Source organism: Flavobacterium sp. J49 (genome assembly GCF_011742145.1).
Taxonomy (GTDB): Bacteria; Bacteroidota; Bacteroidia; order Flavobacteriales; family Flavobacteriaceae; genus Flavobacterium.
Map to the genome: position 1 here is coordinate 801,134 of NZ_JAAQQU010000104.1, position 25,279 is coordinate 826,412.

Below are 25,279 nucleotides of genomic sequence, written 5' to 3' on the forward strand. Positions count from 1 at the left end.
TTGATATGAATAATGCAGTTGCCGGTTTTTCCAAATTGTCCAAAGAAGAAAAAATCAATTGGATTGCTAACGAATATTTCAGTAATCCGACCGAAGCGATTACCACCATCAAACAATATTGGAACAGCGATGTCAAATTGCAACAGCTGCACGACGAATTCATAGAAAATACAATTACCAATTTCTATTTGCCGATGGGTATTGCGCCCAATTTCCTAATCAATGGTAAATATTATTCGGTACCAATGGTGATTGAGGAAAGTTCGGTAGTTGCGGCAGCAGCCAAATCAGCCAAGTTTTGGAGTACACGAGGCGGATTCAAAGCGACCGTTTTAAATACAGAAAAGATTGGTCAAGTTCACTTTTTATTCAAAGGAGATGCAGCTAAACTGCAAGCTTTTTTCAATACAGTAAAACCAACTTTAATCGATTCCACCGAGAGCATTACCAAGAACATGCAAAAGCGTGGCGGCGGTATTTTAGGATTGGAACTCAAAGATAAAACAGCGGAATTAGAGAATTATTACCAATTGCATGCAACCTTTGAAACCAAAGACAGCATGGGCGCGAATTTCATCAATTCGTGTTTGGAACAATTGGCCAAAACTTTAAAAGAAGCAGCACAAAACCATTCCGCTTTTAGCGAAGCCGAAAAGAACATTACGGTTGTCATGAGTATCTTGTCCAATTATGTTCCGAATTGTATAGTGCGTGCCGAAGTTTCCTGTGAAGTTTCAGCTTTAGCTGAAAAGAAAATAGAAAATCCGCAAGAGTTTGCCGAGAAATTTGTGCAAGCCGTTCGTATAGCAGAGATTGAACCATTCCGCGCGGTAACGCACAACAAAGGCATCATGAATGGTATTGACGCTGTGGTTTTGGCTACCGGAAATGATTTCCGTGCCGTCGAAGCCGGCGTGCATGCTTATGCTTCGAGAAATGGTCAGTATTCAAGTTTGTCTCATGCTCAAATTGAGAACGGTATTTTTACCTTTTGGATGGAAATTCCGTTGGCTTTAGGAACGGTTGGCGGATTGACTTCATTGCATCCGTTAGTAAAAATGGCTTTGGAAATCCTAGGCAAACCTTCTGCACAAGAATTAATGCAATTGGTTGCGGTCACCGGTTTGGCACAAAATTTTGCTGCTTTACGTTCGTTAACCACAACCGGAATTCAGGAAGGTCATATGAAAATGCATTTGAATAATATTTTAAACCAATTCGAAGCCACATCCGAAGAGCGAAAAACAATTGTAAAGCATTTCGAAAAAAATACGGTGACACATTCTGCCGTAGTAGCACTGATTGAAAATCTAAGAAAATAATCTTTTGAAGAAATCCTTTTACAGCAACGGAAAATTACTCATTACAGGAGAATATGTGGTACTTGACGGTGCCCAAGCTTTTGCGTTGCCTACCAAGTATGGGCAAAATCTAATCATAGAAGAAGCTGATGGAGACAGCATTCAATGGACGAGTTACGACAGCGACAAGAGTGTTTGGTTTGAAGATATTATTCCGTTTGCCTCGATAGTTAGAAAAGAACGCCATGATGATGCCAAAAGCATTAAAAACACTTTAATTGAAATCCTGCACGAAGCGTATTTGATGAATTCTGATTTTATTACCCAAACGAAAGGTTATAAAATCACCACCGAACTGACATTTCCCAAATCATGGGGTTTAGGAACATCTTCTACACTAATCAACAACATTGCCCAATGGTTGCAAATTGATGCCTTTGAACTGCTTAAAAGAAGTTTTGGCGGTAGTGGTTACGATATTGCGTGCGCCCAAAATAACTCAGGGATTTTATACCAAATTGTAGACGAAAAACCGGTGGTTGAGATTGTGAACTTTAATCCCGACTTTACGGATAAAATTTTCTTTGTTTATTTGAATAAAAAGCAGAACAGCAGAAATGCGATAGCCTCGTATTACAGCAATCAGGTCGACATTCGCAAAACCATTCCGGTGATTAATGAACTGACGAAAACAGTTGTAGAGGCGGAGCAGCCTAAAACTTTCGCATTGGCTTTGGCCCAACATGAAATAGCCTTAAGCAATATTTTAGAATTGTCGACGGTTAAAGAAACACTATTTCACGATTTTGATGGCGTGATTAAAAGTCTAGGCGCATGGGGAGGTGATTTTGTACTGAGCATCTCTAAAGAAAATCCAACAGACTACTTCAAAGAAAAAGGTTTTGAAATAGTCATCCCTTACCACGAAATGATCTTATAATAAAAAACCCCGAATTCACTTCGGGGTTTTTTATTTATTGTGATTTACGATTAATAGAAATCAGCTCTGTTGTCTTGGATGTCTGCTTCGTTTTTCAACGCTTGCATAAATCTTCCGGCATTACCGGCAGCTTGTGGCTTTAATTTATTTACGTAATCAGTATATTTTGGAAGTGCTGGTGCTTTAGCAACGGTTTTGGTTACCACTACATAAACTCCGGCATTGCCATCAATAGCTTTAGAAATTTGTCCTGCTTTTGAAGCGAAAGCAGTTCCTACCACTTTTGGCTCAAAACCGGCACCAGGAACAGCCGGACTTTCAAGGGTTAAATCAACAGCGTTAACCACTGCAACTTTATTTGAGGCAGCAATGGCAGCCAATGAACTTCCGGTCATTTTAGCTTTGATCATTTCTGCTTTCTTTTTGTTTTTCAAAAGACCTTCCACTTGTGGTCTGGCTTCTTCAACAGCCATTAAGCCTTTCTCGTTTACTTTTTTCAATTTCACAATTACATGACCCATATTAACTACTTCGAAACGTTTTACGTCTCCAATGTTAGTATCGTCTGCAAATGCCCATTTCACGATTTGTCTTTGGTTACTAACCGCACCAAAACTTTCGTCAATGGCTTTAACTCTTACCGATGGATTCACCGTCAATTTAGCTTCTTTGGTCAAAGCAGCAAAATCTTTACCGGAAGTAGCATCCATTTCAAACTTAGTAGCTTGGGTGTAAATTTTGTCATTTGTTGCTTCTGACGGCTCAATTTTTTCAGCAATGGTAGCCAATTTAATAGCGTCTTGCTTGTCGGTAACGCTAATGATGTGGTAACCAAATTCAGTTTCTACTAAACCAATTTTTCCAACCGGATTGTTGAATACGAAATCGTTGAACGGTTTCACCATTTGGCCCGGACCGAAATAACCCAAATCACCGCCTTGTTGTGCAGAAGAGTCATCAGAATTGGACATCGCCAAAATCATAAACATTGATGGGTTGGCTAATGCTTGGGCTAATAATCCTTCAGCTTTGGCTTTGGCTTGTTCTTTAGTTCTTTTCTCTTTTTTGTTAGGAACTTGAGTACCTTCCCAACTGATTAAGATGTGACTTGCTTTTGATTTTGCACCTGCTTTTCTTCCTAAAGCTTTAGAAATACAATAGTAGTTGCTAAACATATATGGTCCGTATACTTGACCGGTTGCTAAACCAAATAATTGTTCAGCGTGTTCTGCCGGCAAATCTTGTTTGGTGATGTAAGTTGAGTCAAAAGGAATGTCAGAATTTTGGTTTACAAATTCAGCAATATTTTTTGCCGATTGGAAACTTGGAATCGTATCATTTTTACCATCTTTGAATTCAACACGTGTAGTCAATAGCGAATTGATTTTGTTTTTAACTTCTGCCTCGTCTTGAGCAGATGGTTTTTCTTCAATCAATACATACTCCAATTCGCGAGATTCTTCTGATTTGAATTTTTTCTCTTTGGTTTTGATGTAAGCTAAAATCTCATCGTCAGTGATTTTAACGTCGCTGTCTTTGATGCTTGAGTAAGGAACTGAAACAAAGTCAAAAGTTACTTTGTTCATCTCGGCCTCGTATTTGAATTTACCTTCAGTTTCTGTAGTATACATGGCGCCTTTTACCAATGAATTGTAAATTTGGTACTTGGCATTTAATTCAGCGTCTTTTTCTCTTTCTTTTAAGATTTGAATTCCTTCCGGATTGGATTTGAAGTAATCTTTAAACTTGGTTACATCAAATTTTCCGGCAGCATTCATAAACATTTGGTTTTGGCCAATGTTGGGATCCGCTTTGAATACTTCAACAATATGTTTTTCGCCAACGCGTAATCCTAATTTTTCGAATTCAGCGGTCAACAAGGCAACACTTACTTCTTGGTTCCAAACTTGGTTAGAAGCTTGCATAGAAGTCATTGGTTGACCGTTTTGTCCGCTTTTTTCAACGTTTGCTACTTTAATTCTAAAGTCTTCAAAAGAAATATCCTTTCCGTTAACACTTCCTACGTCAGTTGATATGCTTTTAAAGCCGTTGCTAAATAAATCTTGCACGACAAAAGCCAATAATGCAAAACCTATAAGTATTAAAAGTAAGCCTGAGCGATTTCTAATTTTTGATAAAATTGCCATTTCTAATCTTGTTAATTTTTAATTCAGTTTGCGAAAATACAATTATCTGTGAAATAATAATACTCACTTAGTTATAATTTCATCTATTTTTTAATTTTTTTGCAGAAACTAATCAATTAGCATCATTTTCACCAATTCGATTTTCTTATTCGTCGCTTCTTCTATGGTGAATTGGAAGTTTTCTATGGTGATTTGATCTCCTTTTTGCGGAATTTCTTTGAAGAAATCAACGATAAATCCACCCAAAGTACCATAAGAATCTCCTTCAGGGATATTCAATTTGTACGTTTCGTTTAAGTATTCTACTTCCAATCTTGTTGAAAACAAGTAAGTAGTGTCGTCGAGTTGTTTTTCCGTGAAAGCTTCATCAGAATCGTGTTCGTCTTCTATTTCACCAAACAGTTCTTCTACGATGTCTTCGATGGTCACAATTCCAGAAGTTCCACCATATTCATCCAATACAACAGCCACGCTTTTTCGCTTTTTGGTCAACAAATTCATCATGTCTTTGATGTAGATGGTTTCGGGTACAAACTCGACAGGAATCATCACCGATTTAATGGTTCTTGGTTTTTTGAAAAGTTCAAAGGAATGCACATAACCAACAATATCATCCATCGTATTGAGATACACCAAAATTTTAGAATACCCGGTTTCAATAAACAGTTGTCGCAAGTCAGATACTGAACTATATAGGTCAACCGCTACTAATTCGGTTCTTGGGGTCATAATTTCTCTGGCCTTTACACCGGAAAATTCAAGGGCATTTTGAAAAATTTGAATTTCAGAATCAACGGTTTCGTGGTCTTGCACCGCGCTCATTTGCTCAGTGATGTAATTGCCCAATTCTATTTTGCTGAAGGAAAGGGTAACTTGATCTCCTTCGGTTTTGAAAAATTTCTTCAAAATATAATCGGATATCCAGATCATAAAGGAAGAAATGTAGTAGAAGAGTTTGTAAAAAAAATAGGCAGGCAAAGCAAAAAACTTCAGGAAACTATTGGCATAAATCTGAAAAAATACTTTAGGCAAAAACTCCGAAGTCATCAAAACGATTAGTGTCGAAATTACAGTTTGTAACAATAAATTTGATAAATCGGTAAATTGATAACCAAGATTCACAAACCATTTCATCAGTAAGTCACCCATGAAAAATCCGTAAATTACCATAGCAATATTGTTACCAACAAGCATGGTAGCAAGGAACTTGGAAGGCTTTTCGGTGAGCTTGGTTAGGATTTTGGAAATAAAATCATCTTGTTTTTTTTCAATTTCAAGATAAATTTTATTGGAGGAAATAAAGGCAATCTCCATTCCCGAAAAAAAGGCGGAAAGTATCAAACACAAGATAATAATTCCGACCTCCATGCTTTAGGGTTTTTTATTGCGCTCAGCAAATTTTTTGGCAAAATTTCTGCGAAAGAAAAACATGAAAATACAGACTGCTGCAAAGGCGGCACTGATAATCCAATTTTCTTTTTCTTGCCATCTTAGAAAGGAATCAACGCCAAAAAGAACTCCGGCGATTAGGTAAGCGTATTGGGTAAATTTTAGATAGTTCATAATTATTCTGATGATTGGACTTGTCCGGATACTTTTTGTGAATTTACTTTTTTGAAATCTTTACTGAAATCAATTCCTTCGCCATAGGAAACCCCTTTTGGTGAAGTAAATTTAAACTTTTTTTCGGTAAAAAACCATTCGTTTTTTTGGTCGTAATACAATTGCTCAGTTTCGAGTTGCTCTCCGTTTTGGTTAGAGATTTTTACATTGCCTTGTAAGTCAATCATGTCGGTGATTTTATATCTTACCGCATAGTTGGCGTCGATGTAAGTCTGTTTTCCGTCTTTGTCAAATAAGGTCAAATGCATGCCTTTGGGAAATTCGGTAAAGGGAAATTCTACCGTGGCATAATCAAGCATTTTCGGACTGATTAAATTGGCGGTAATTCTACCTGAATCGGTGTATTTTAAATTGATTGAATCGGCATCACCACTAGGGGTAAACTCGGAAACGCCCATTTTTTGAACCTCTTTAAAATTGCTTTCACACGAGGTAACTGCCAGACATACCAACAAAGAGAACAAGAAAATGCTATTTCTGAAAAGGACATTCATTATTTAGCGGGAAAAGTAATGGTTTCATTTATCCAACAATCGATGGTTAATGATTTTCCATTCATTTTGGCCTTATTGATTTCAGCCTGTGTCAAAGCTTTCGAAGCAAAGTCCTGCGCCATTTTATCGGCTGCGGGTTTTAGCTTAGGATCGGCAATACCGGCTTTTTTAGCGGTTTCTATGGCCAAATAATAAATGGCTTTTTTTTCAAAATCGTCTTTACCGCATTCCTCCGGAGCATAAGAATACAATTGGGCCAAAAACAAATGCGCTCTTCCCATTTTCGGGTCAAACTGCAAAGCTTTGTTTAGCGTTTCTTTAGACTTGGTCATGTCGTTTGCCAACAATCCTGTTGCTAAGGTGTAATAAATTTTGGCTTTCTCTTGCGGGTTGGTTTCTAAATCGGCCGCTTGGTTGTAAAACTGAATGGCTTCGGTGAATTTTCTTTGACGCAAATTGGCCAAAGCCATGAAATAAGCCGATTGAGAAGTGGCTTTTACACTATATAATTTTTCAGCCATGGTCACAAATACGGGTTGTGAACTGCATTTAGCGGAAAGATTGGTTAAAGCAGTTGCAATCCAATCGTTATTGTCTTTGTTTTGGGTGAAGTTTTTTTCGTAATACGATGCCAAATTGCTGCAATTTACTAAGTCTTTGGACAATGCATTAATGCCTCGCTGTGCGGTTTTGTATTGGTCTGTTTTCTCCGTTTGGCTGTTTTGCAATTGGGTAAGCATATAATTAACCAAAGTATATTTGTCTAAAACCAAATCAGCAGTAAATTTTTTATCACCGGCTTTGTATTTTTCATAGCAAAGACTGAAATAGGTGTAAATGGCATTGGCGTTGGTTATGCTTGCTGAAGCTTTAGAGAAACCGCTGTCCAGCAAACTAAAAATCTCTTCTTTAGCTTCTATTTTGTTGTCGTGTAAAGCCATGGCCTTATTCACTTCATAATCTGCTGTTTTTTCGGGGAAGTTTTTGTTGTATTGGTCGTAAAGCGCCATTTTATCACGAACCAAAGTTTCTTTCTCTTCTGCTGTGGCGGCATTGTCTATTTTGTACTGAATGATATTAAATCCGTCGGTGTAAACGCTTTCACTTTGTTTTGGGCAATTTTTTTTCACTTCACTCCAAGTATCAAAAGCAGCAGCGATGTCTTTGGCCTTAAAAAAATCCTGATAGGCAGTCATTTTAGAAGTGCAGTCAAACTTTTGGGCATTGATATTTGTAATAAACAAGATGCCAATCAGAGAAAAAATTGCTTTCATAATGAAAAAATTTTAGTCATATTTACGTTTTACGAACCATCTGTCATTAAGAGACAAACCAACACTGATGTTAAAATAGTTTTCTTCTACTAAGTTATAATATTTAGTACCTCTTTTGCCCATTTCCAAACCTATGTTGATTTTAGAAAAACTACCGCCTAAAGGAAGACCAAAACCGATATTGGCAGCAAAATCAGTTATCGATTTGTCTTGAATTACCAAACCGGTATTTTCGTATCTCAATCCGGCGCGGTAAGTTATTTTTTTGAAATAATTGGAATAGGAGTTGTAATTTGGAATAAAATAACCGCCCATACTATAACGAACGGAGTTTTCAAAAGTAGCTCCGTTGATGTCCTCAAAACGATTAGACATGGCGCTGTTGTTTAAAAGGGTAACTTCGGCACCAAGAAGCCATTTCTTTGCCTCACCCAATCCGGAACCAAAAGAGAGTTTCGACGGCAGTTTGATGGTGGTATTGGCTACATCAACTTCTTCAGTTTCGATGATGCTGATTCCTCCGGAACTTAAAAATTGTATGATTTCAATAAAGCGGGTATTGCTGAGTTTAACTTTAGATTCGGGTGAATATCCTAAGCTACTGAAAAAACTTAGCTTTTTGTTTAATTTTGTTTGATAAGTAGCGCCAAAATCAACATTAAATCCTTGAATGGTTGATGCATTACTTTCACGAGTTCCGTATTGAATTTCGTTTTGGTATCTTAAATTGGTGGTTTCTACAGTACCAAAATTATACTGTACATCCGCTCCGATATTAATTTTTTTGGTCAATTTGTAACCTGCCCCAAAAAATACTTTGTTCACGCCGCCAATCCCGCTATATCTTGAGTAAATAGGCACATCATCATCTGAAACACTCTGGATTTTGTACCCAACGGAAGAATAAGGGATGAGGCCGAAACCTAAACCTAATTTGCCGATTGGAACGCCAACAGCCAGATAATCAAGAGTCGTTCTTCTGGCTTTTTCTTCTTGGGTTTCAGTTTTAGATTTGGTGTTGGCATAAGTGCCGCCAATAGAAAATGTGGTAAGTTTGAGACTCGCCAAATGAGCCGGGTTTTGAAGGTTCAAGTGAATACTGTCGGGAAAAACTGAAAGTCCGCCCATGGCACGAGTTTCCGCAGTTCCTTTAAATTTGATGTCTCCAATTCCGTAATAAGAATATGGGGAAGAAGTTCCCTCTTGAGCTAAGGCAGAGAATGAAAAAAGTAAACAAAGGCTTACTATAAATTTTTTAATCATTTTTGATTGTATTGAAATGTTTGGTTCAAACCTTCCAGCAGAAAATTTGAATTGGCAAATATGGTATTTTTTAATCGTTTAGCCAAAAATTCTGCATCGCCACCCGTTAAAATTATGATAAATTTAGCGTATTGTGATTTATACTGTTCAATAAAGCCGTCAATTTCAAGCGTTATACCGTTTACAACTCCCGAATGTATAGATTCTTGGGTCGAATTTCCAATTACATATTCCGGGTAAGCTTTTTTTAATAAAGGTAATTTTGCGGTAAATTGATGCAAAGATTCATAACGCAAACGAATACCGGGAGAAATAGCGCCGCCGAGATATTGATTGTGTTCATCAACAAAATCATAAGTGATACAAGTACCGGCATCAATTACAAGTCGGTTTTGATTGGGAAATTGCAACGTGGCCGCGGTAGCCAATACCATTCGATCGATACCAAGGGTTGCAGGAGTGCTGTAAAGATTCACAAAAGGAAATTTACTCTGATGTGTGATAAAGTAAACCGAAGCTCTTTTTTCAAAACACAAAAAGTCAGTTTGGGTAATATTTCCAACACTAGCCACCACAATATGGTTGATTTTTAAATGTTGGTCCAAAATAAAATTAATTTTTTCGACCACTTCTTTTTTGTCAAAAACAATGACGGTCAAAAGAGTATCGTCTTCAAATACAGCGGATTTGATTCGGGTATTTCCAACATCTATGGCTAATAGCATACGGGCGATTTTGATTAGGCTAAGGTAAGAATAGTTTTTTTTTATTATTTGTTTTGGATAAATTAAAAATCGTTCTATATTTGCACCCGCAACAATCAAGGCATACCGCCGAACGAGACGTAGCAAAAGAAGGTACCTTAGCTCAGTTGGTAGAGCAATGGACTGAAAATCCATGTGTCCCTGGTTCGATTCCTGGAGGTACCACTTAAACCCCGATAAGAAATTATCGGGGTTTTTTGTTTTTCGGGAATTTTGAAGTCTAAAATCCCGGTTTAAAAATGCATTTAACACAAAAATGTGCGGTGGTTTCTAAATTTTTCACTAAAATTGACCTCTTTTATAATCCATCATTACAATGAAAATAAAAAAAGCAGTTGTACTGTTCCTTTTATCGTGCTTTTCTTTAACGGCACAGCAAAAATTAAGCGTTGAAGAAATTTATTCAGGAGCTTTCAGACCTGAAGCCATGGACGAACTTATCGCCATGAAAAACACCAACCAATACACCGTTCTCAACTTTGACCGTACTTCAAGATCCATGCAAATTGATTTGTATGATTTTGCGACGCTTAGAAAGGTCAGTACTTTGATTGACACCAAAAGCTTTCCGGAATTAACAGCCGGTATTGACAGTTATTTTTTTAGTAAAGACGAAAAACAATTGTTAATGGCCAATAATTCCAAACCAATTTATCGTCACTCATTTACCGCCGATTACTTTCTTTACAATTTAGCGACCAAAAAACTAACCAAAGTGTTAGAACAAGTTCAAAGACCGACATTTTCTCCCGACGGCTCTAAAATAGGGTTTGCCAAAGCCAATAATCTTTTCATTTATGATATCGCTTCCGCAAAAGTGACTCAGGTAACTACTGATGGTAAGAAAAACAGCATTATCAACGGAATTACCGACTGGGTTTATGAAGAGGAGTTTGCCTTCGTGAGAGCTTATGATTGGAGTGCCGATAGCAAAAAGTTGGCCTATATTCGTTTTGACGAAAGCGAAGTGCCTGAGTTCTCCATGAATGTTTTCAAGAAAAACTTATATCCAACGGTAGAAACGTTCAAATATCCAAAAGCCGGTGAGAAAAACGCCTTGGTTTCTTTGCATATTTACGATGTGACTTCGGCCACCGTTAAAGCCATCAACTTAGGAAATTACAATGATTTCTACATCGCGAGAATGGAATGGACCAATGAGGCCAATGTGCTTTCTGCTCAAGTGTTGAACCGTCATCAAGACAATTTAGATTTGTTGTTCATTGACAGTACAACCGGAACGGCAAAAGTTGTTTTAAACGAAAAAGACAAAGCCTACGTAGATGTGACCAACAATTTGACGTTCTTAAAAGACAACAGTTTCATTTGGACATCTGAAAAAGACGGCTTCAACCATATTTATTTATACGACAAAACCGGAAAGTTGAAAAACCAAGTGACCAAAGGCAATTGGGAAGTAACAGCTTACTATGGTTTTGACGAAAAAACCAAAACAGTTTTCTACCAATCGGTTGAAAATGGTTCTATTGTAAGAGATGTGTACCGTATTGGTTTAGACGGAAAAAATAAAATCAAGTTATCAAAACAAGTCGGTACCAATGGCGCAACTTTGAGTCCGAACTTTGAATATTTTATCAACCGATATTCCAGTGCTACTCAGCCAACCGTTTTTACTTTAAACAGTGCCAAAGACGGCAAGCAAATCCAGTCTATTGTTGACAACAAAGCTTTGGTAGAAAAAATCAAGAAATACGATTTACCGGCCAAAGAATTTTTCGAATTAACCACCGAGAAAGGCCACAAACTAAATGCCTGGATGATCAAACCCAAAGATTTTGATGCGACTAAAAAGTATCCTGTATTTATGTTCCAATACTCCGGACCGGGTTCGCAAGAAGTCGCTAACAATTGGTTGGATTCTAATGATATGTGGTTTATGATGTTGGCACAACAAGGTTATATTGTAGCTTGTGTAGATGGTAGAGGAACCGGTTTTAAAGGAGCAGCTTTCAAAAAATGCACCCAAAAAGAATTAGGAAAATACGAAGTAGAAGACCAAATCGATGCCGCTAAAGTCATTGGGAATTATGCTTATGTAGACAAAACCAGAATCGGTATTTTCGGTTGGTCTTATGGCGGGTTTATGAGTAGTAATTGTCTTTTCAAAGGCGCTGATGTATTCAAAATGGCCATTGCCGTGGCACCGGTTACCAATTGGCGTTTCTACGACAGTATTTATACCGAAAGATACATGCAAACTCCGCAAGAAAACGCAAGTGGTTATGACGACAATTCGCCTATCAATCACGTGAGCAAGCTAAAAGGAAACTTTCTTTTAATTCACGGAACCGCTGATGACAATGTGCATGTACAAAATACCATGCAAATGATTGAAGCTTTGGTGCAAGCCAACAAACAATTTGATTGGGCGATTTATCCCGACAAAAATCATGGCATTTACGGCGGTAAGACCAGAGTGCAATTGTTCAATAAAATGACCAATTTTATCAAAGAAAATTTATAATTAACCAATACAAACTAAAACCAATATTATGAGTGAAACTACAGTAAAAACAGGACATCCAAAAGGACTCTATTTCCTTTTCTTTACAGAGATGTGGGAAAGATTCAGTTATTATGGAATGAGGGCAATCTTTATTCTATTTATGACGAAAGTTTTATTAATGAAAGATGCAGATGCTTCTGAAATTTATGGGAGTTATACAGGGTTAGTTTATCTAACTCCACTTTTAGGAGGTTATCTGTGTGATAAGTTTTTAGGAAATAGAAGAAGTATTGTGATTGGTGGTTTGTTAATGGCTATTGGTCAGTTTTTTATGTTTTTCAGTGCTTCTGCCGGTGTAAATGGAGGTGTTTCACTAATGTGGATGGGATTGACTGCAATCATTATTGGAAATGGTTTCTTTAAACCCAATATTTCTACCATGGTGGGTCAATTATATCCGGCCAACGACAGAAGAATAGATAGCGCATTCACCATTTTCTACATGGGAATTAACCTTGGAGCATTCTTTTCGCCATTAGTTTGTGGATCAATGGATTTCAAATGGGGATTCTTAGCCGCAGGAGTTGGAATGTTAATTGGTCTTGTGGCTTTTGTTTTAGGCCAAAAAAAATACCTTATTTCTGAAGACGGAAGACATATTGGTTTACCGGTAAAGAAATTAGATGCCAAAAGTATTGGGATGATAGTCGGTTCAATTGCTATTATCTTCTTTATGTTGAATTTCAAACAAATGTTCAAAAGTGATATTGATATCATCAGCTACTTCATCTATGGCGCAATGGTATTAATGCCGGTTTTGATTTTTAGTGATAAAAGTTTAAGCAAAATCGAGACACAACGCATTACCGTGATTTTTATTCTTGCTTTCTTCGTTATCTTCTTTTGGGGTGCGTTTGAACAAGCAGGTGCTTCTTTAACGCTTTTTGCCGATAGACAAACTGAAAGATCCTTGTTTGGTTGGGAAATGCCGGCCTCTTACTTTCAATCAGTAAATCCATTAGCTGTTATTGCTTTAGCACCAATTATGACCATTGTTTGGGGATTTCTATATGCAAGAAAATTAGAACCTTCTTCTCCAAAAAAGATGGCCATTGGTTTAGGTTTAGTAGCCATGGGATATGTTGTAATTGCCATTGCAGTTAAAGGTTTAGGATTGGGAGAAAAAGTATCCATGTGGTGGTTGATTGGTTTGTATGTAATTCATACTATTGGAGAATTATGTTTGTCACCAATCGGATTGTCAATGGTTTCTAAGTTAGCACCACTACGTTTGTCATCCTTGATGATGGGTACTTGGTTTTTAGCCAATGCCGCGGCTAATAAATTCGCAGGTACTTTAAGTGCCTTAATTCCGGGAGGTGAAGATGGAACTGGCGGAGCAACAAATTTTTTAGGATTTCAAATCACAAACTTATATGAGTTTTTTGTCTTATTCATCATTATGTCAGGTGCTGCAGCTGCAATTTTGTTTTTCTTAAGTTCTTGGTTAGAAAAAAGAATGCACAATGATCATGTTGAAGTGATTCCTGAATTAGACAGATAGTGGCATATTAAAAATATTTTATATCTTTCAAACCTACAAGCAACCCTTGTAGGTTTGTTTTTTTAAATCAAAAAATTATGTGGAAAAGTCATCCTAAAGCACTGCCTTATTTGTTTTTATCCGAAATGTGGGAGCGATTCGGTTATTATTTAATGATTGGAATTTTTACTTTATATCTTAAAGATGTAGAGGCCGGATTCGCCATGACCGAGAAAGAAGCGTCTGATTTGTATGGTACTTTTATCGCCCTGGTATTCTTAACCCCTTTTATTGGTGGCTTGGTGGCCGACCGTTATTTTGGCTATAAAAAATCAATCGTCATCGGCGGATTGATGATGGGAGCGGGATATATGCTGATGGGAATTCATGACATTACAATGCTGTATGTTGCCATGACTTTGGTCATCTTGGGTAACGGATTCTTCAAACCTAATATCTCAACACTTTTAGGGAATTTCTATAACGATGAACAATACAAAGACAAAAAGGATGAAGGCTACAACATTTTCTATATGGGAATCAATGTGGGTGCCTTTATCTGTAACTTTTTTGGCGCAGCCTTGCAAATCCTTCTGGGCTGGCAATATGCCTTTATGGCTGCAGGAGTCGGGATGTTTATCGGGGTAATTGTTTTCCTGATGGGAACCAAACATTACGGAGATAAAACCGAGAAAAAGGGAATACAAGAAGGGGATATGCCGTTTTATAAAATTGTACTTTTTATTTTAGTGCCTTCGGTAATTTTTGGGGTAATTGGTTGGTTTCTAAAAGGGGTAACGTCTGATACCAATCCCAATAGCTACGTTTTTGGTTCAGATAGTACCGATGCCTTTATTTTTGCTTGTATACCGGTAATTTTCTTTTACGGAAGCTTGTACTTCAAAGCGAAAACTGAGGACAAAAGACCTATCGGCGCCTTGTTGGCTATTTTTGCGGTAGTCATCTTATTCTGGGCGGTATTTAAACTCAATGGTTCTGCCTTAAATACTTGGGCCGACCGTTATACCGACAGAGAAATTACAGGTACAACCCAAACGGTTTTCAATGGTTTGAAATTGGCCAAAGAAGTCGAATACAAAAAAGATTCAACAGAATTATACGATGCCGGATTCCGTCTTCAAAAGGAAAACGGCGTAGTCAAAAAAGTGGTAGACTATCCGATTTATTTCAGAAATGTAAAAGAAGAAAAAAAACCGGAAGAAGGAAATAAAATCAGTATTTGGGCCACCAATTTAAGCCAGTCCATCAATCCGGGTTGGGTGATTATTTTAACGCCTTTGGTCGTAGCCTTTTTTACCTTTTTACGCAGTAGAAAGAAGGAACCAAGTACGCCAACCAAAATAGCTTTCGGTTTATTAATTTCAGCGTTGTCTGTTTTAGTGATGGTTGCCGCAGTTCACATTGGCAACAACGGCAGTGAGAAAGTATCGGTTTGGTGGTTGGTAGCCAATTATGGTGTCATTACCATTGGAGAGCTTTTCCTCAGTCCGATGGGATTGTCGGTGGTTTCTAAGCTTTCGCCAAAGAACATCACGTCTTTAATGATGGGTGGTTGGTTTTTATCCACTTCGATCGGAAATAAAATGTCGGGTGTTTTGGCCAGTTTATGGGATACTTATGATGACAAAGCCAATTTCTTCTGGGTGAATTTTGCCTTGCTGATGTTTGCGACCTTGTTGATGTTTGCTTTACTGAAACAACTGAATAAAGTAATGAAAGAAAAAGGGATAAACTAAACATTATGGAAAAAGATTTAACCATCGAACAGATTCAAAACTTTGAAGGCAAATACCCAAAACAACTTTGGTATTTGTTCTTTAGTGAAATGTGGGAGCGTTTTTGTTTCTATGGAATGCGCGGTATGCTGACTTTTTTCATGGTAGACCAATTGTTGATGAATGAAAAGGTAGCCAATTTGCAATACGGAGCCACACAAGCTTTTGTATACGCATTTACCTTTATTGGCGGTTTGTTTGCCGATAAAATACTAGGCTATAGAAAATCGCTTTTTTGGGGCGGTATAATGATGATAGTCGGGAGTATAATTTTAGCGATTAATCCGCAGGAGTTTTTCTTTTTGGGAATCTCATTTACCGTGATAGGAACAGGTTTCTTTAAACCCAATATTTCCACCATGGTCGGGACTTTGTACAAAGCCAATGACACCCGAAGAGATGCCGGCTTTTCCCTGTTTTATTCGGGTATCAATATAGGCGCATTGTTGGGCGGTTATGCTTGTATTTATTTAGGAAAAAACTACTCATGGAATTTGGCTTTCGGTTTGGCCGGAATTGTCATGACCATCAGTTTATTGACTTTTGTATTTACCCAAAAAAGTATGGCAGATATTGGAATTTCTCCTTTACTGCATTTAGAAAATTCGAAGCGTAAATTATACGAATATGCTACCTACATCGGAACAATTTTAGCCATCCCGTTAATTATGGCCATGGTGTCTAACCCGGAATATACCGATTATTTTATGTATACCATAGGACCGATTACGCTGCTTTATTTGGCCTACGAAATGAGGAACTTTTCTATAAATGAAAATAAGAAGTTGTTGGCGGCGATGGTATTCATCATTTTTTCTATTTTGTTTTGGGCCTTTTTTGAACAAAGCGGTGGTTCTTTGAGTTTGTTTGCTGCCAACAATTTAGACAATGATATACTGGGACTCAAATTAGACCCGAATGGCGTTAACAATGCTGCGAATTCATTATTTGTAATCATTTTTGCTCCTTTGTTAGGGATTGTTTGGATTTGGTTGAGTAGCAGAAAAAAAGAGCCTAATACTGTGGTCAAATTTGGTCTAGGCTTTTTATTCTTGGCTTTGGCTTTTTATACTTTTTATACGACCAGATTTTTCGCTAATGCCGAAGGTTTAACTTCTCTTGAAATGTTTACTTTGGCTTATTTTATAATTACGTTTGGGGAATTGTGTTTATCACCTATCGGACTTTCTATTATGACCAAACTCGCGCCGGTAAAACTTCAGGCCGTGATGATGGGAATGTGGTTCTTGGCGAGTGCTTATGGTCAATATGCTGCCGGAATATTAGGCGCCGGAATGGCGAGTGCGGATGAGAATGCTTCCAAAGTCGAAAAATTAACCGCATACACTGATGGTTATAATCAATTGGCCATTTATGCGTTAGTGGCCGGCTTGGTGCTGATTGCCATTTCGCCCTTAGTCAAAAAATTAATGCAGGATGTAAAATAGCCGACAGTAATTGGTACTGTTTTTGTATATATTTGTAAAAAAAAATAAGATCACATGAAAAAATTAATCCTTACGTTATTCCTGGTTTTAGGGTCTTTAACGATACAAGCACAAGAATTGACATGGCAAACTGACATCAACAAAGCCATGGAAATTTCTAAAAAATCTAAAAAGCCTTTAATGTTATTTTTTACCGGAAGCGACTGGTGTGGTTGGTGTATCCGTTTGCAAAAGGAAGTTCTAAAAACACCTGAGTTTGCCAAATGGGCCAAAGACAATGTTGTTTTAGTGGAGCTTGACTTCCCGAGAAGAACACCACAGCAACCGGAAATCCAAAAACAAAACATGGAATTACAACAAGCTTTAGGTGTTAGAGGTTATCCTACAGTATGGTTTGTGAAAGCTTCTAAAAAAGACGGTAAAATCAACTTAGAGCAAATAGGCAGCACAGGCTATGTTGCCGGCGGTCCAAGTGCTTGGTTGGCCGGAGCCGATCAAATATTGGCACCAAAAAAATCCTAATTCATCCAAATTAAATCTTATAAAATCCCTTTTCATTGGTATAGTGAAAAGGGATTTTTGCTTTATCACAAGTGGATTCCCATAGTTTAACATAGCTTTTATAATTGGAAGCATCTGCAATGATTTGTTGGGGTTTACAATTCTTTAGTAAACGTTCCATATTCAGTTTCGGGGAATTGATAATAATTAAAATATCGGGTTTTATTTTGGCGGAATAAATAGCCGAACTGTCAATCAGTAATATCCTTTTGTTTTTGAAGTAGTATAGGTTTTGGAGTCGTCTTTTCTCTTTGACCTGACAAAAATTGCCAACCAAATAGGCTTGAATGGTTGTGTTGTTTTCCAAAGAAGTCAAAACACTATCGTTGCTGTAAACTGTTACATTTTCATTTGTTCTTTGAGTGATAAGATTGCTTTTTCTCGAGTTGAAAACAATAAACTCTTCAGTGTTGTGCGTTTTGAATCTGGTAACAATGTAAAGGCTTTGCAATGTGATAATACTCAATAAAACAATGACCAATCGCTTGAAATTTGGTTTTTTGTACCAAATAATAATCATGGTAATCGCGAGGTAAGAAGTCCAAAGCATAGCAATGGTAAACGATACATTCTTGAGTACAAAATCTTCATAAGAAGCAACTTTATGAATGAGATTGTTTTGCCATTCAATCAGCAATTCCAAAGGCTTAACCACGAACATCGGCACTTTTCCGAAACATGCAAATACAATGGCTGTCAAACCAACAATCATAATTATGCCAAGCATTGGTAACACGATAACATTGGTCACAAAAAACAAACCCGGAAATTGGTGAAAATAATAAATACTCAAAGGTAAAGTTCCGATTTGAGCCGCAAAAGAAACGGTTAAGATATCCCAAAAGTATTGGGTAATTTTGTATTTGGGTTGCCAAATGTCGTTTAGTAAAGGTTGTAACCATAAGATAAAAAACAAAGCTAAATAACTCAACTGAAATCCAACATCAAACAGAAATGAGGGTTTCCATAGCAGAATTAAAAACATAGAAACCAATAAGGTGTGAAACACATTCACCGTTCTTCGCAAGTGATTGCCAATGGCTACAAACGAAAACATCGTTACCGAACGTACCACCGAAGGCGCTAATCCGGCCAAAATGCCATAACTCCATAACGAGAGCAGTATGATGAACAGTTTGATTAAAGTATTCCTTTTCGTGTTGGCTATTGGCTTTAAAAGGAAAGTAACAAACAGTAAGATAAACCCAACATGCAAGCCTGAAACAGATAAAATATGAACAGCTCCGGCCAATTGGTAATCTCTTAAAACTTCAGGTGAAATATCTTGTTGTTGCCCAAGCAATAAGGCAATCATGATATTGAGTTCCTCTTTTTTGAATTGCGATATTGTTAAGTTTCGGATGATATCTGTTCTGAAATTGGAAAAACGTGACCAAAGCATTGATTCGGTTTTGTCAATGATAATTTGCTTTTCATCGGCATAAATTTGACCATAAATCTGTTGGTTTTTTAGATACTGCCCATAATCAAACTGGTTGGGATTGAATGGTTTTTTATTTTTATAAATGGTGCTGAAAAGCGTCACTTGACTGCCAATGGGTAAATCCTCAATCCGATTGGATTGCCGAATGTTGACAATGACTTTGCCAAAACTTTTATGATGGTCAATCCTTTCGATGTCGGCCACATAACGAATATTTTTTGCTGTGCTTTTAAGTTTTTCGTGTACTTGAAATGTAATTTGATGCGATGATTCTTCGACCAACTGATTGAGATAATGATTTTGCCGTAAACCATCATTATGGTAAATTGAAGTAGCCAAACCGATAAAGAATGAAATCCCCAAAGCAACTATTCCAAAAAGCGTTCTACAGATTGTTTTTCTCTTACACCCAAAGTGCAAAACTATCATGAATACCAATCCAATCAAGATACTCCCATAGACGACAGGCGACTCGGGTTGGTGTTTTTGGTACACAATTATTCCCAAAATAAAGGCAAAAGTGATACTCGCTAAAGGAAATTGTAAGATTTTCATGTAACTAAATTACAAGATATCTTTTATTTAAGCAAGAAAATTACTGTAAAACTCTGTTTATTTGTACGAAAGTTCTATTGTAATAGGATTCTTTAGTAGAAGAAATAATAACGCCACTTTGGGTAGAGGAGTGGATAAACTTCACTTCATCTGCGGTTACTTCTACAACCATTCCCACATGATTGATTCTTCTCTGACCGCGATTGATAAAGAAAATCAAATCGCCTTTTTTGGCCTCAGACAAATCAACTTTAGTGCCTACTGTAGCCATTTCGTGAGACGAACGCGGTAAAGTAATATCGAATTTTTTAAAGGTAGAATAAATTAAACCCGAACAATCAAAACCGGCTTTTGTGGTTCCGCCACCGCGATATCCTACGCCTAAATTGTCAGAAGCGCTATTGATTAATTGTTTGATCAAATAACTGGCATCCTCGTTTTCGATGACAATGTCGTCGTCATTCTGGTTGTTCACCTTAGCGACTTTTTTGGTGAGATTGGGTTCGGGAACCTGTGTTAATGATAACTCTTTAGTTTGACTTTTCTTTTTCTTTTCCGTCGTCTTTACCGGAGTTGCAGCAATCGCTTTGGGTTCGCTGTACATTCCTTTTTTTACAGCAACTTCCTTCGAAGTAACGATGCTCGAAGTGGGTTTACAAGCAGTAAACAGCAATAAAAGAAGTGATATGTAAGCGATGTTTTTCAATAAAAAATTGTTTTTTACAAAAGTAAAAATTAGTGTTTGTAATCAAAACTACTTTAGGTCATTTATGATAAATTTAGCAGTTTTTTTGCTGGCGCCAATGCCTCCTAATTTGGTTTCCAATTGGTTGTATTTTTCTAAAAGAGCGTTTCTGTGCTTTTCTTCAAGCAATTTTGAGAGTTCTTTTCTCAGGTTTTTAGTGTTGCATTTGTCTTGAATCAATTCAGTCACCACTTCTTCATCCATAATTAAATTGACCAATGAAATGTATTTTAAAGTAATGATTCTTTTGGCAATTTGATACGAAATATAACCGCCTTTATAGCACACGACTTCGGGTACTTTGAACAACGCGGTTTCCAAAGTAGCCGTTCCTGAAGTTACCAAAGCGGCTCTGGCGACACTCAACAAATCATACGTTTTATTCGAAATGAACTTGACATTCTTATTGGTCAAAAACTGCTCGTAAAAATGATAGTCCTGACTTGGCGCACCGGCAATTACAAATTGGTAATCGCTAAAATCATCCACGATGCTAAGCATCACACTCAGCATTTTTGAAATCTCTTGTTTTCGGCTTCCGGGAAGAATTGCTATTATAGGTTTGTCGTCAAGATTGTTTTCTTTTCTAAAGGTAACTTCGTTTGTTTTCTCACGATGGTGAATCGCATCTATCAAAGGATGTCCGACAAAATCAACTTTAAAATGGTGCTTGACTTCAAAGAAATCTTTTTCAAATGGTAAGATGACAAACAGTTTGTCGAAGTCTCTTTTGACCGCTTTGATTCGGTTTTCTTTCCAAGCCCAAATTTGCGGAGCGATATAATAATGGGTTTTAATACCACGGGCTTTCGCCCATTTGGCAATGCGCATGTTAAAGCCGGGATAATCGATAAAAATAATCACATCGGGATTGAATTTTTCGATGTCAGCTTTGCAAAATTTGATGTTGTTTAGGATGGTTTTCAGATTCATCACTACTTCGGCAAATCCCATAAAGGCCAATTCACGGTAGTGTTTTACCAAAGTTCCGCCAACGTTTTGCATCAAATCGCCACCCCAAAAACGGATTTCAGCAGTTGCGTCTTCCTCGTAAAGCGCTTTCATCAAATTGGAACCGTGTAAATCGCCCGAAGCTTCGCCGGCAATGATATAATACTTCATCTGTTAAATGTTATAAATCCCAAGAATTTAATTGCTGAATGGCATGATGTGCCGTTAAATCAAACTGCACCGGAACCACTGAAATATAGCCTTTTGACAATGCCCACTCATCAGTGTCTTCGCCTTTGTCCTGGTTGACAAATTCACCACTCAACCAATAGTAATCTTTCCCGTATGGCGTTTGTCTTTTGTCAAATTTCTCCATCCAAATGGCTTTGGCCTGACGACAAATTTTGATGCCTTTAATATCGTCATATTTCAATTTGGGGAAGTTGACATTCAAAACCGTGCCTTCGGTTAATTTTCTAAACAAAACTTCTAAAGCTATCTTTTTGATAAATGGTTTTATCGTTTCAAAATCGGCATTCCAATCATAATCCAATAGCGAAAAACCTATAGCCGGTATGCCTTCAATCCCTGCTTCCACTGCAGCACTCATGGTGCCCGAATAAATCACATTAATCGAAGAGTTAGAGCCGTGATTAACGCCAGAAACACATAGGTCAGGTTTCTTTTTCAAAATTTCATTGACCGCCAATTTGACACAATCCACCGGAGTTCCTGAGCAAGCGTATTCGGTAATGGCAGCATTTTCGGCAGAAACTTTATTCAAGTACAAAGTGCTGTTGATGGTGATGGCATGTCCCATGGCGCTTTGCGGACTGTCGGGTGCCACCACAATCACGTCGCCAATTTCAGCCATGACGTCAATTAAGGCCCTAATTCCCGGGGCATTGATGCCATCGTCATTGGTAACTAAAATAGTGGGTTTGGTCATCATCTTTTTTTTAATTCTGTAACAAAGCACGGTTTTTGTACGACTTACTGTGCATGCAAAATTAACCATTTTAAGGCTTTACAACGCTACAATTTTTTATAACTTTGAAGCAATTGCCGTTCTGAGTGGAACACAGGAAATGATTTTAACAAAATTTTATCTGGCAAGGCAAATCTTGGCATGGTTTTTTGTTTAATTTAGACCAATAATTAATGAATGTTATAATGCAGTTTATGAAAAGAAATTATAAAGCACTACTGGTAGTTTTGACACTATCAGTGGCCTTATTGGGGTTCAGTTTGTTCCCAAGTAAGAAAGAATCAGATCCGGAAAAAGATAAATTGTTGATTGAGTTGTTGACTTTTGTCATAGAAAAAGGACATTATAGTCCGGCCGCCATCGATGACAATTTTTCTAAAGGAGTTTACAAAGATTATCTGAATGCTTTAGATCCTTCTAAACGTTTCTTTTTGCAATCGGATATCGATGAATTTGCTCAGTATGAAACGCAAATTGACGACCAAATTTTAAACAAAGAATTGTCTTTCTTTGACTTGACCTACACTCGTTTGATGAAGCGTATGGAGGAAAGTAAAAGCTATTACAAAGAGGCATTGGCCAATCCTTTTGATTATAAAAAGGATGAAACGTTCAATACCGATTATGAAAAAATGCCCTACTGTAAATCAACTAAGGAATTAAAGGAAAGATGGCGTTTACAAGTAAAATTGTCGGCCTTATCGTCTTTGGTTGAAAAACAAAAGTTAGAAGAAGACAAGAAAAACAACAAAGATTTATCGAAAAAATCAGAGCCAAAAACTTTCGAACAGTTAGAAAAAGAAACCCGCGAAAGCACTTTGAGTTCTCTGAATGACAATTTCAATTTCATCAAAGATTTAGACCGAGAAGATTGGTTTTCGATTTATGTGAATGCCATATCGTCTCGTTTTGATCCGCATACTTCTTATTTCGCGCCCAATGAAAAAGAGCGTTTTGATTTGAGTATGAGCGGAAAGTTGGAAGGAATCGGCGCGCGTTTGCAAAAGAAAAATGACTTTACTGAGGTTTCAGAATTAATTTCAGGCGGTCCGGCCTGGAGAGGAAAACAGCTGGAATCTGGAGATGTTATTCTAAAAGTAGCCCAGGCAGATGGAGAACCGGTGGATGTGGTGGGAATGCGTTTAGACGATGTTGTTAAAAAAATTAAAGGGCCAAAAGGTACTGAAGTTCGTTTAACGGTTAAAAAGCAAGACGGAACTATTAAAGTAATTACTATCATCAGAGATGAAGTAGAAATTGAGGAAACTTATGTAAAATCGAGTGTGGTAGAGAAAGACGGATTCAAATACGGCATCATTTATTTACCAAAATTCTATATCGATTTTGAAGACCAAAACAGTCGCGATGCCGGAAAGGATGTCGCCATTGAAGTAGAAAGACTAAAAAAAGAAGGTGTTCAAGGCATTGTGATGGACGTTAGAGACAATGGCGGTGGTTCTTTGAAAACGGTTGTTGACATAGCAGGATTATTTATCGAGCAAGGTCCGATTGTACAAATCAAATCAGCTGCCGGTAAAAAAGAAGTGCTTTACGATCGTGATGCCAAAGTGCAATGGGATGGTCCGTTAGTAGTGATGATTAATGAGTTTTCGGCTTCCGCTTCAGAGATTTTAGCAGCGGCCATTCAAGATTACAAGCGTGGAGTTGTTATCGGAAGCAAACAATCTTATGGCAAAGGAACAGTGCAAAATGTGATTGATTTAAACCAATTTGTTCGCGGCAGTACTTACGGAGATTTAGGCGCTTTAAAAACGACTACTCAAAAGTTCTACAGAATCAACGGTGGTTCTACTCAATTAGAAGGCGTGAAAAGTGATATTGCCATTCCGGATAAGTATGCTTATTTAAAAATGGGTGAACGCGATATAGAAAATGCGATGCCTTGGGACAAAATCGATGCTGCCGATTATAAAGTTTGGGACAAACAAAACAATTTTGATTTGACCATTTCCAAAAGCAAGACCAGAATGCAAAACAACCCGCAATTGCAGTTGATCGATGACAATGCCAAATGGTTGGACGAAAGAAATAAAGAGAATGTATATAGTTTGAATATCGACAAATTCAAAGCCGAACAAAAAGCTTTGGACGAAAAGAACAAAAAGTACAAACCCATTTCGGATTACAAGAATGCCTTTGATTTTAAATCATTGCCTTATGAGATAGAAAGCATGAAAAATGACCCTGTACTGAAGGAGAAAAGAGAAAGATGGCATGAAAGCTTGTCAAAAGATATTTATATTGAAGAAGCGATTCATATTCTAAATGATTTGCAAACCGAAAACAATAAAGGTTTGTCTTCAAAATTAAAGAAAGATAAAGTAGTTAAATCTTAATATTCTTATTATAAATAAAAAAGCCACCATGTCGGTGGCTTTTTTTGTTTAACGTCTTAATTTATTCAGCTTCTTTTCTGTTTTATCAAGGTCTTCTTGTAACTCTTGAATTCTGATTTGTTGTTTGCTGATTTTGATGTTTTCTTTTTCAATTTCAATATCGCCTAGCTTTCCTTTTCGTTTGTTCTTTTCGAGTTTCTCTTGCATTTTTTGAAGGTCTTTTTTCTCTTTGATAAGCTTCTCTTTGATTTTGATTAAGTCCTTCTCTCCTGAAGCAATTTTCTTTTGTTCTTTGGCAAATTGCTTTTGTTCTTTCTCCAGCTTTCTTTGCTGTTTATCTAAAGCTTTAGCTTGTTTTTCAGCCGCTTTTTTCATTTTCTCGGCCTCTTTTTGTTTTTGTAAAGCTGCTTTCTGGATGGCTGCTGATTGTTCCGGAGACAAAGTTCCCGCTTTATCTTTGGCTTTTTGAAGCTCAATTTGCTTTAAAGCAATGGAATCTGTGGTGATTGCAACAGTGTCTTTGGCCACTTGAGCACTTAAGGAAAAACTACCTAAAGCGATTAATAATAAAAAAGGAAATTTTGTTTTCATGACTTGAAATTTTTAGTGTAATCCCAA

The 25,279-nt window shown here is 37.3% G+C and carries 20 protein-coding genes and 1 tRNA gene; 9 read left to right on the top strand and 12 right to left on the bottom strand.

Annotated features, from left to right (window positions below):
- Positions 1–5 precede the first annotated feature (5 nt).
- Both HA632_RS10150 and HA632_RS10155 read left to right on the top strand, forming a co-directional pair.
- Complete coding sequence (locus HA632_RS10150; protein ID WP_176307054.1) at positions 6–1,322, top strand: hydroxymethylglutaryl-CoA reductase, degradative; 1,317 nt, start codon at positions 6–8, stop codon at positions 1,320–1,322.
- A 4-nt stretch (positions 1,323–1,326) separates the two neighbouring features.
- Positions 1,327–2,241 (top strand): GYDIA family GHMP kinase, encoded by a 915-nt coding sequence (locus HA632_RS10155; RefSeq protein ID WP_176307055.1) that lies wholly within the window; start codon positions 1,327–1,329, stop codon positions 2,239–2,241.
- 50 nt (positions 2,242–2,291) lie between these two features.
- On the opposite strand, the gene HA632_RS10160 is transcribed toward HA632_RS10155, so the two are convergent.
- The 7 genes from HA632_RS10160 to HA632_RS10190 all read right to left on the bottom strand — a co-directional run bounded on the left by HA632_RS10160 (position 2,292) and on the right by HA632_RS10190 (position 9,767).
- Positions 2,292–4,388: a peptidylprolyl isomerase gene (locus HA632_RS10160; protein WP_176307056.1), complete on the bottom strand. Its 2,097-nt coding sequence runs from the start codon at positions 4,386–4,388 to the stop codon at positions 2,292–2,294.
- Between the two features lie 108 nt (positions 4,389–4,496).
- Positions 4,497–5,756, bottom strand: coding sequence for a hemolysin family protein (locus HA632_RS10165; RefSeq protein WP_176307057.1), 1,260 nt, complete (start codon positions 5,754–5,756; stop codon positions 4,497–4,499).
- A gap of 3 nt (positions 5,757–5,759) precedes the next feature.
- Positions 5,760–5,951 (bottom strand): hypothetical protein, encoded by a 192-nt coding sequence (locus HA632_RS10170; protein WP_176307058.1) that lies wholly within the window; start codon positions 5,949–5,951, stop codon positions 5,760–5,762.
- Between the two features lie 2 nt (positions 5,952–5,953).
- A complete protein-coding gene (gene lptC, locus HA632_RS10175; RefSeq protein WP_176307059.1) occupies positions 5,954–6,505 on the bottom strand; it encodes an LPS export ABC transporter periplasmic protein LptC in 552 nt (183 codons plus the stop codon).
- Positions 6,505–7,779, bottom strand: coding sequence for a hypothetical protein (locus HA632_RS10180; RefSeq protein ID WP_176307060.1), 1,275 nt, complete (start codon positions 7,777–7,779; stop codon positions 6,505–6,507). The genes lptC and HA632_RS10180 overlap by 1 nt, the downstream gene beginning before the upstream one ends.
- A gap of 12 nt (positions 7,780–7,791) precedes the next feature.
- Positions 7,792–9,042 carry an outer membrane beta-barrel protein gene (locus HA632_RS10185; protein ID WP_176307061.1) on the bottom strand — a complete coding sequence of 417 codons (1,251 nt, stop codon included), beginning with the start codon at positions 9,040–9,042 and terminating at the stop codon, positions 7,792–7,794.
- A complete protein-coding gene (locus tag HA632_RS10190) occupies positions 9,039–9,767 on the bottom strand; it encodes a type III pantothenate kinase (protein ID WP_176307062.1) in 729 nt (242 codons plus the stop codon). The genes HA632_RS10185 and HA632_RS10190 overlap by 4 nt, the downstream gene beginning before the upstream one ends.
- A gap of 131 nt (positions 9,768–9,898) precedes the next feature.
- Between HA632_RS10190 and HA632_RS10195 the strand changes: the two genes are divergently transcribed.
- From HA632_RS10195 to HA632_RS10220, 6 genes are all read left to right on the top strand, one after another.
- Positions 9,899–9,971: transfer RNA gene (locus HA632_RS10195), tRNA-Phe, on the top strand.
- Between the two features lie 151 nt (positions 9,972–10,122).
- Positions 10,123–12,291, top strand: a complete 2,169-nt coding sequence (locus tag HA632_RS10200; RefSeq protein WP_176307063.1) for a S9 family peptidase — start codon at positions 10,123–10,125, stop codon at positions 12,289–12,291.
- A gap of 28 nt (positions 12,292–12,319) precedes the next feature.
- Complete coding sequence (locus HA632_RS10205) at positions 12,320–13,837, top strand: peptide MFS transporter (RefSeq protein ID WP_176307064.1); 1,518 nt, start codon at positions 12,320–12,322, stop codon at positions 13,835–13,837.
- A 77-nt stretch (positions 13,838–13,914) separates the two neighbouring features.
- The gene (locus HA632_RS10210; protein WP_176307065.1) at positions 13,915–15,573 is read left to right on the top strand and encodes a peptide MFS transporter; all 1,659 of its coding nucleotides are present in this window, start codon (positions 13,915–13,917) and stop codon (positions 15,571–15,573) included.
- A gap of 5 nt (positions 15,574–15,578) precedes the next feature.
- Positions 15,579–17,060 (top strand): peptide MFS transporter, encoded by a 1,482-nt coding sequence (locus HA632_RS10215; RefSeq protein WP_176307066.1) that lies wholly within the window; start codon positions 15,579–15,581, stop codon positions 17,058–17,060.
- A 54-nt stretch (positions 17,061–17,114) separates the two neighbouring features.
- A complete protein-coding gene (locus HA632_RS10220) occupies positions 17,115–17,582 on the top strand; it encodes a thioredoxin family protein (RefSeq protein ID WP_176307067.1) in 468 nt (155 codons plus the stop codon).
- A gap of 10 nt (positions 17,583–17,592) precedes the next feature.
- Here the strand turns inward: HA632_RS10220 and HA632_RS10225 are convergent, their stop codons facing one another.
- Genes HA632_RS10225 through surE form a run of 4 tightly spaced genes read right to left on the bottom strand, consistent with a single transcriptional unit; the run spans position 17,593 to position 22,265 of the window.
- On the bottom strand, positions 17,593–19,620 hold the full coding sequence (locus tag HA632_RS10225) for a ComEC/Rec2 family competence protein (protein WP_176307068.1): 2,028 nt from the start codon (positions 19,618–19,620) through the stop codon (positions 17,593–17,595).
- Between the two features lie 40 nt (positions 19,621–19,660).
- Positions 19,661–20,326, bottom strand: a complete 666-nt coding sequence (locus tag HA632_RS10230; protein WP_228778775.1) for a C40 family peptidase — start codon at positions 20,324–20,326, stop codon at positions 19,661–19,663.
- Between the two features lie 48 nt (positions 20,327–20,374).
- A complete protein-coding gene (lpxB, locus tag HA632_RS10235; protein WP_176307069.1) occupies positions 20,375–21,487 on the bottom strand; it encodes a lipid-A-disaccharide synthase in 1,113 nt (370 codons plus the stop codon).
- A gap of 10 nt (positions 21,488–21,497) precedes the next feature.
- Positions 21,498–22,265 carry a 5'/3'-nucleotidase SurE gene (surE, locus tag HA632_RS10240; RefSeq protein WP_176307186.1) on the bottom strand — a complete coding sequence of 256 codons (768 nt, stop codon included), beginning with the start codon at positions 22,263–22,265 and terminating at the stop codon, positions 21,498–21,500.
- 212 nt (positions 22,266–22,477) lie between these two features.
- On the opposite strand from surE, the gene HA632_RS10245 reads away from it, so the two are divergent.
- Complete coding sequence (locus HA632_RS10245; RefSeq protein ID WP_176307070.1) at positions 22,478–24,661, top strand: carboxy terminal-processing peptidase; 2,184 nt, start codon at positions 22,478–22,480, stop codon at positions 24,659–24,661.
- A 48-nt stretch (positions 24,662–24,709) separates the two neighbouring features.
- Here the strand turns inward: HA632_RS10245 and HA632_RS10250 are convergent, their stop codons facing one another.
- Positions 24,710–25,252, bottom strand: a complete 543-nt coding sequence (locus tag HA632_RS10250; protein ID WP_176307071.1) for a hypothetical protein — start codon at positions 25,250–25,252, stop codon at positions 24,710–24,712.
- Positions 25,253–25,279: the final 27 nt, after the last annotated feature.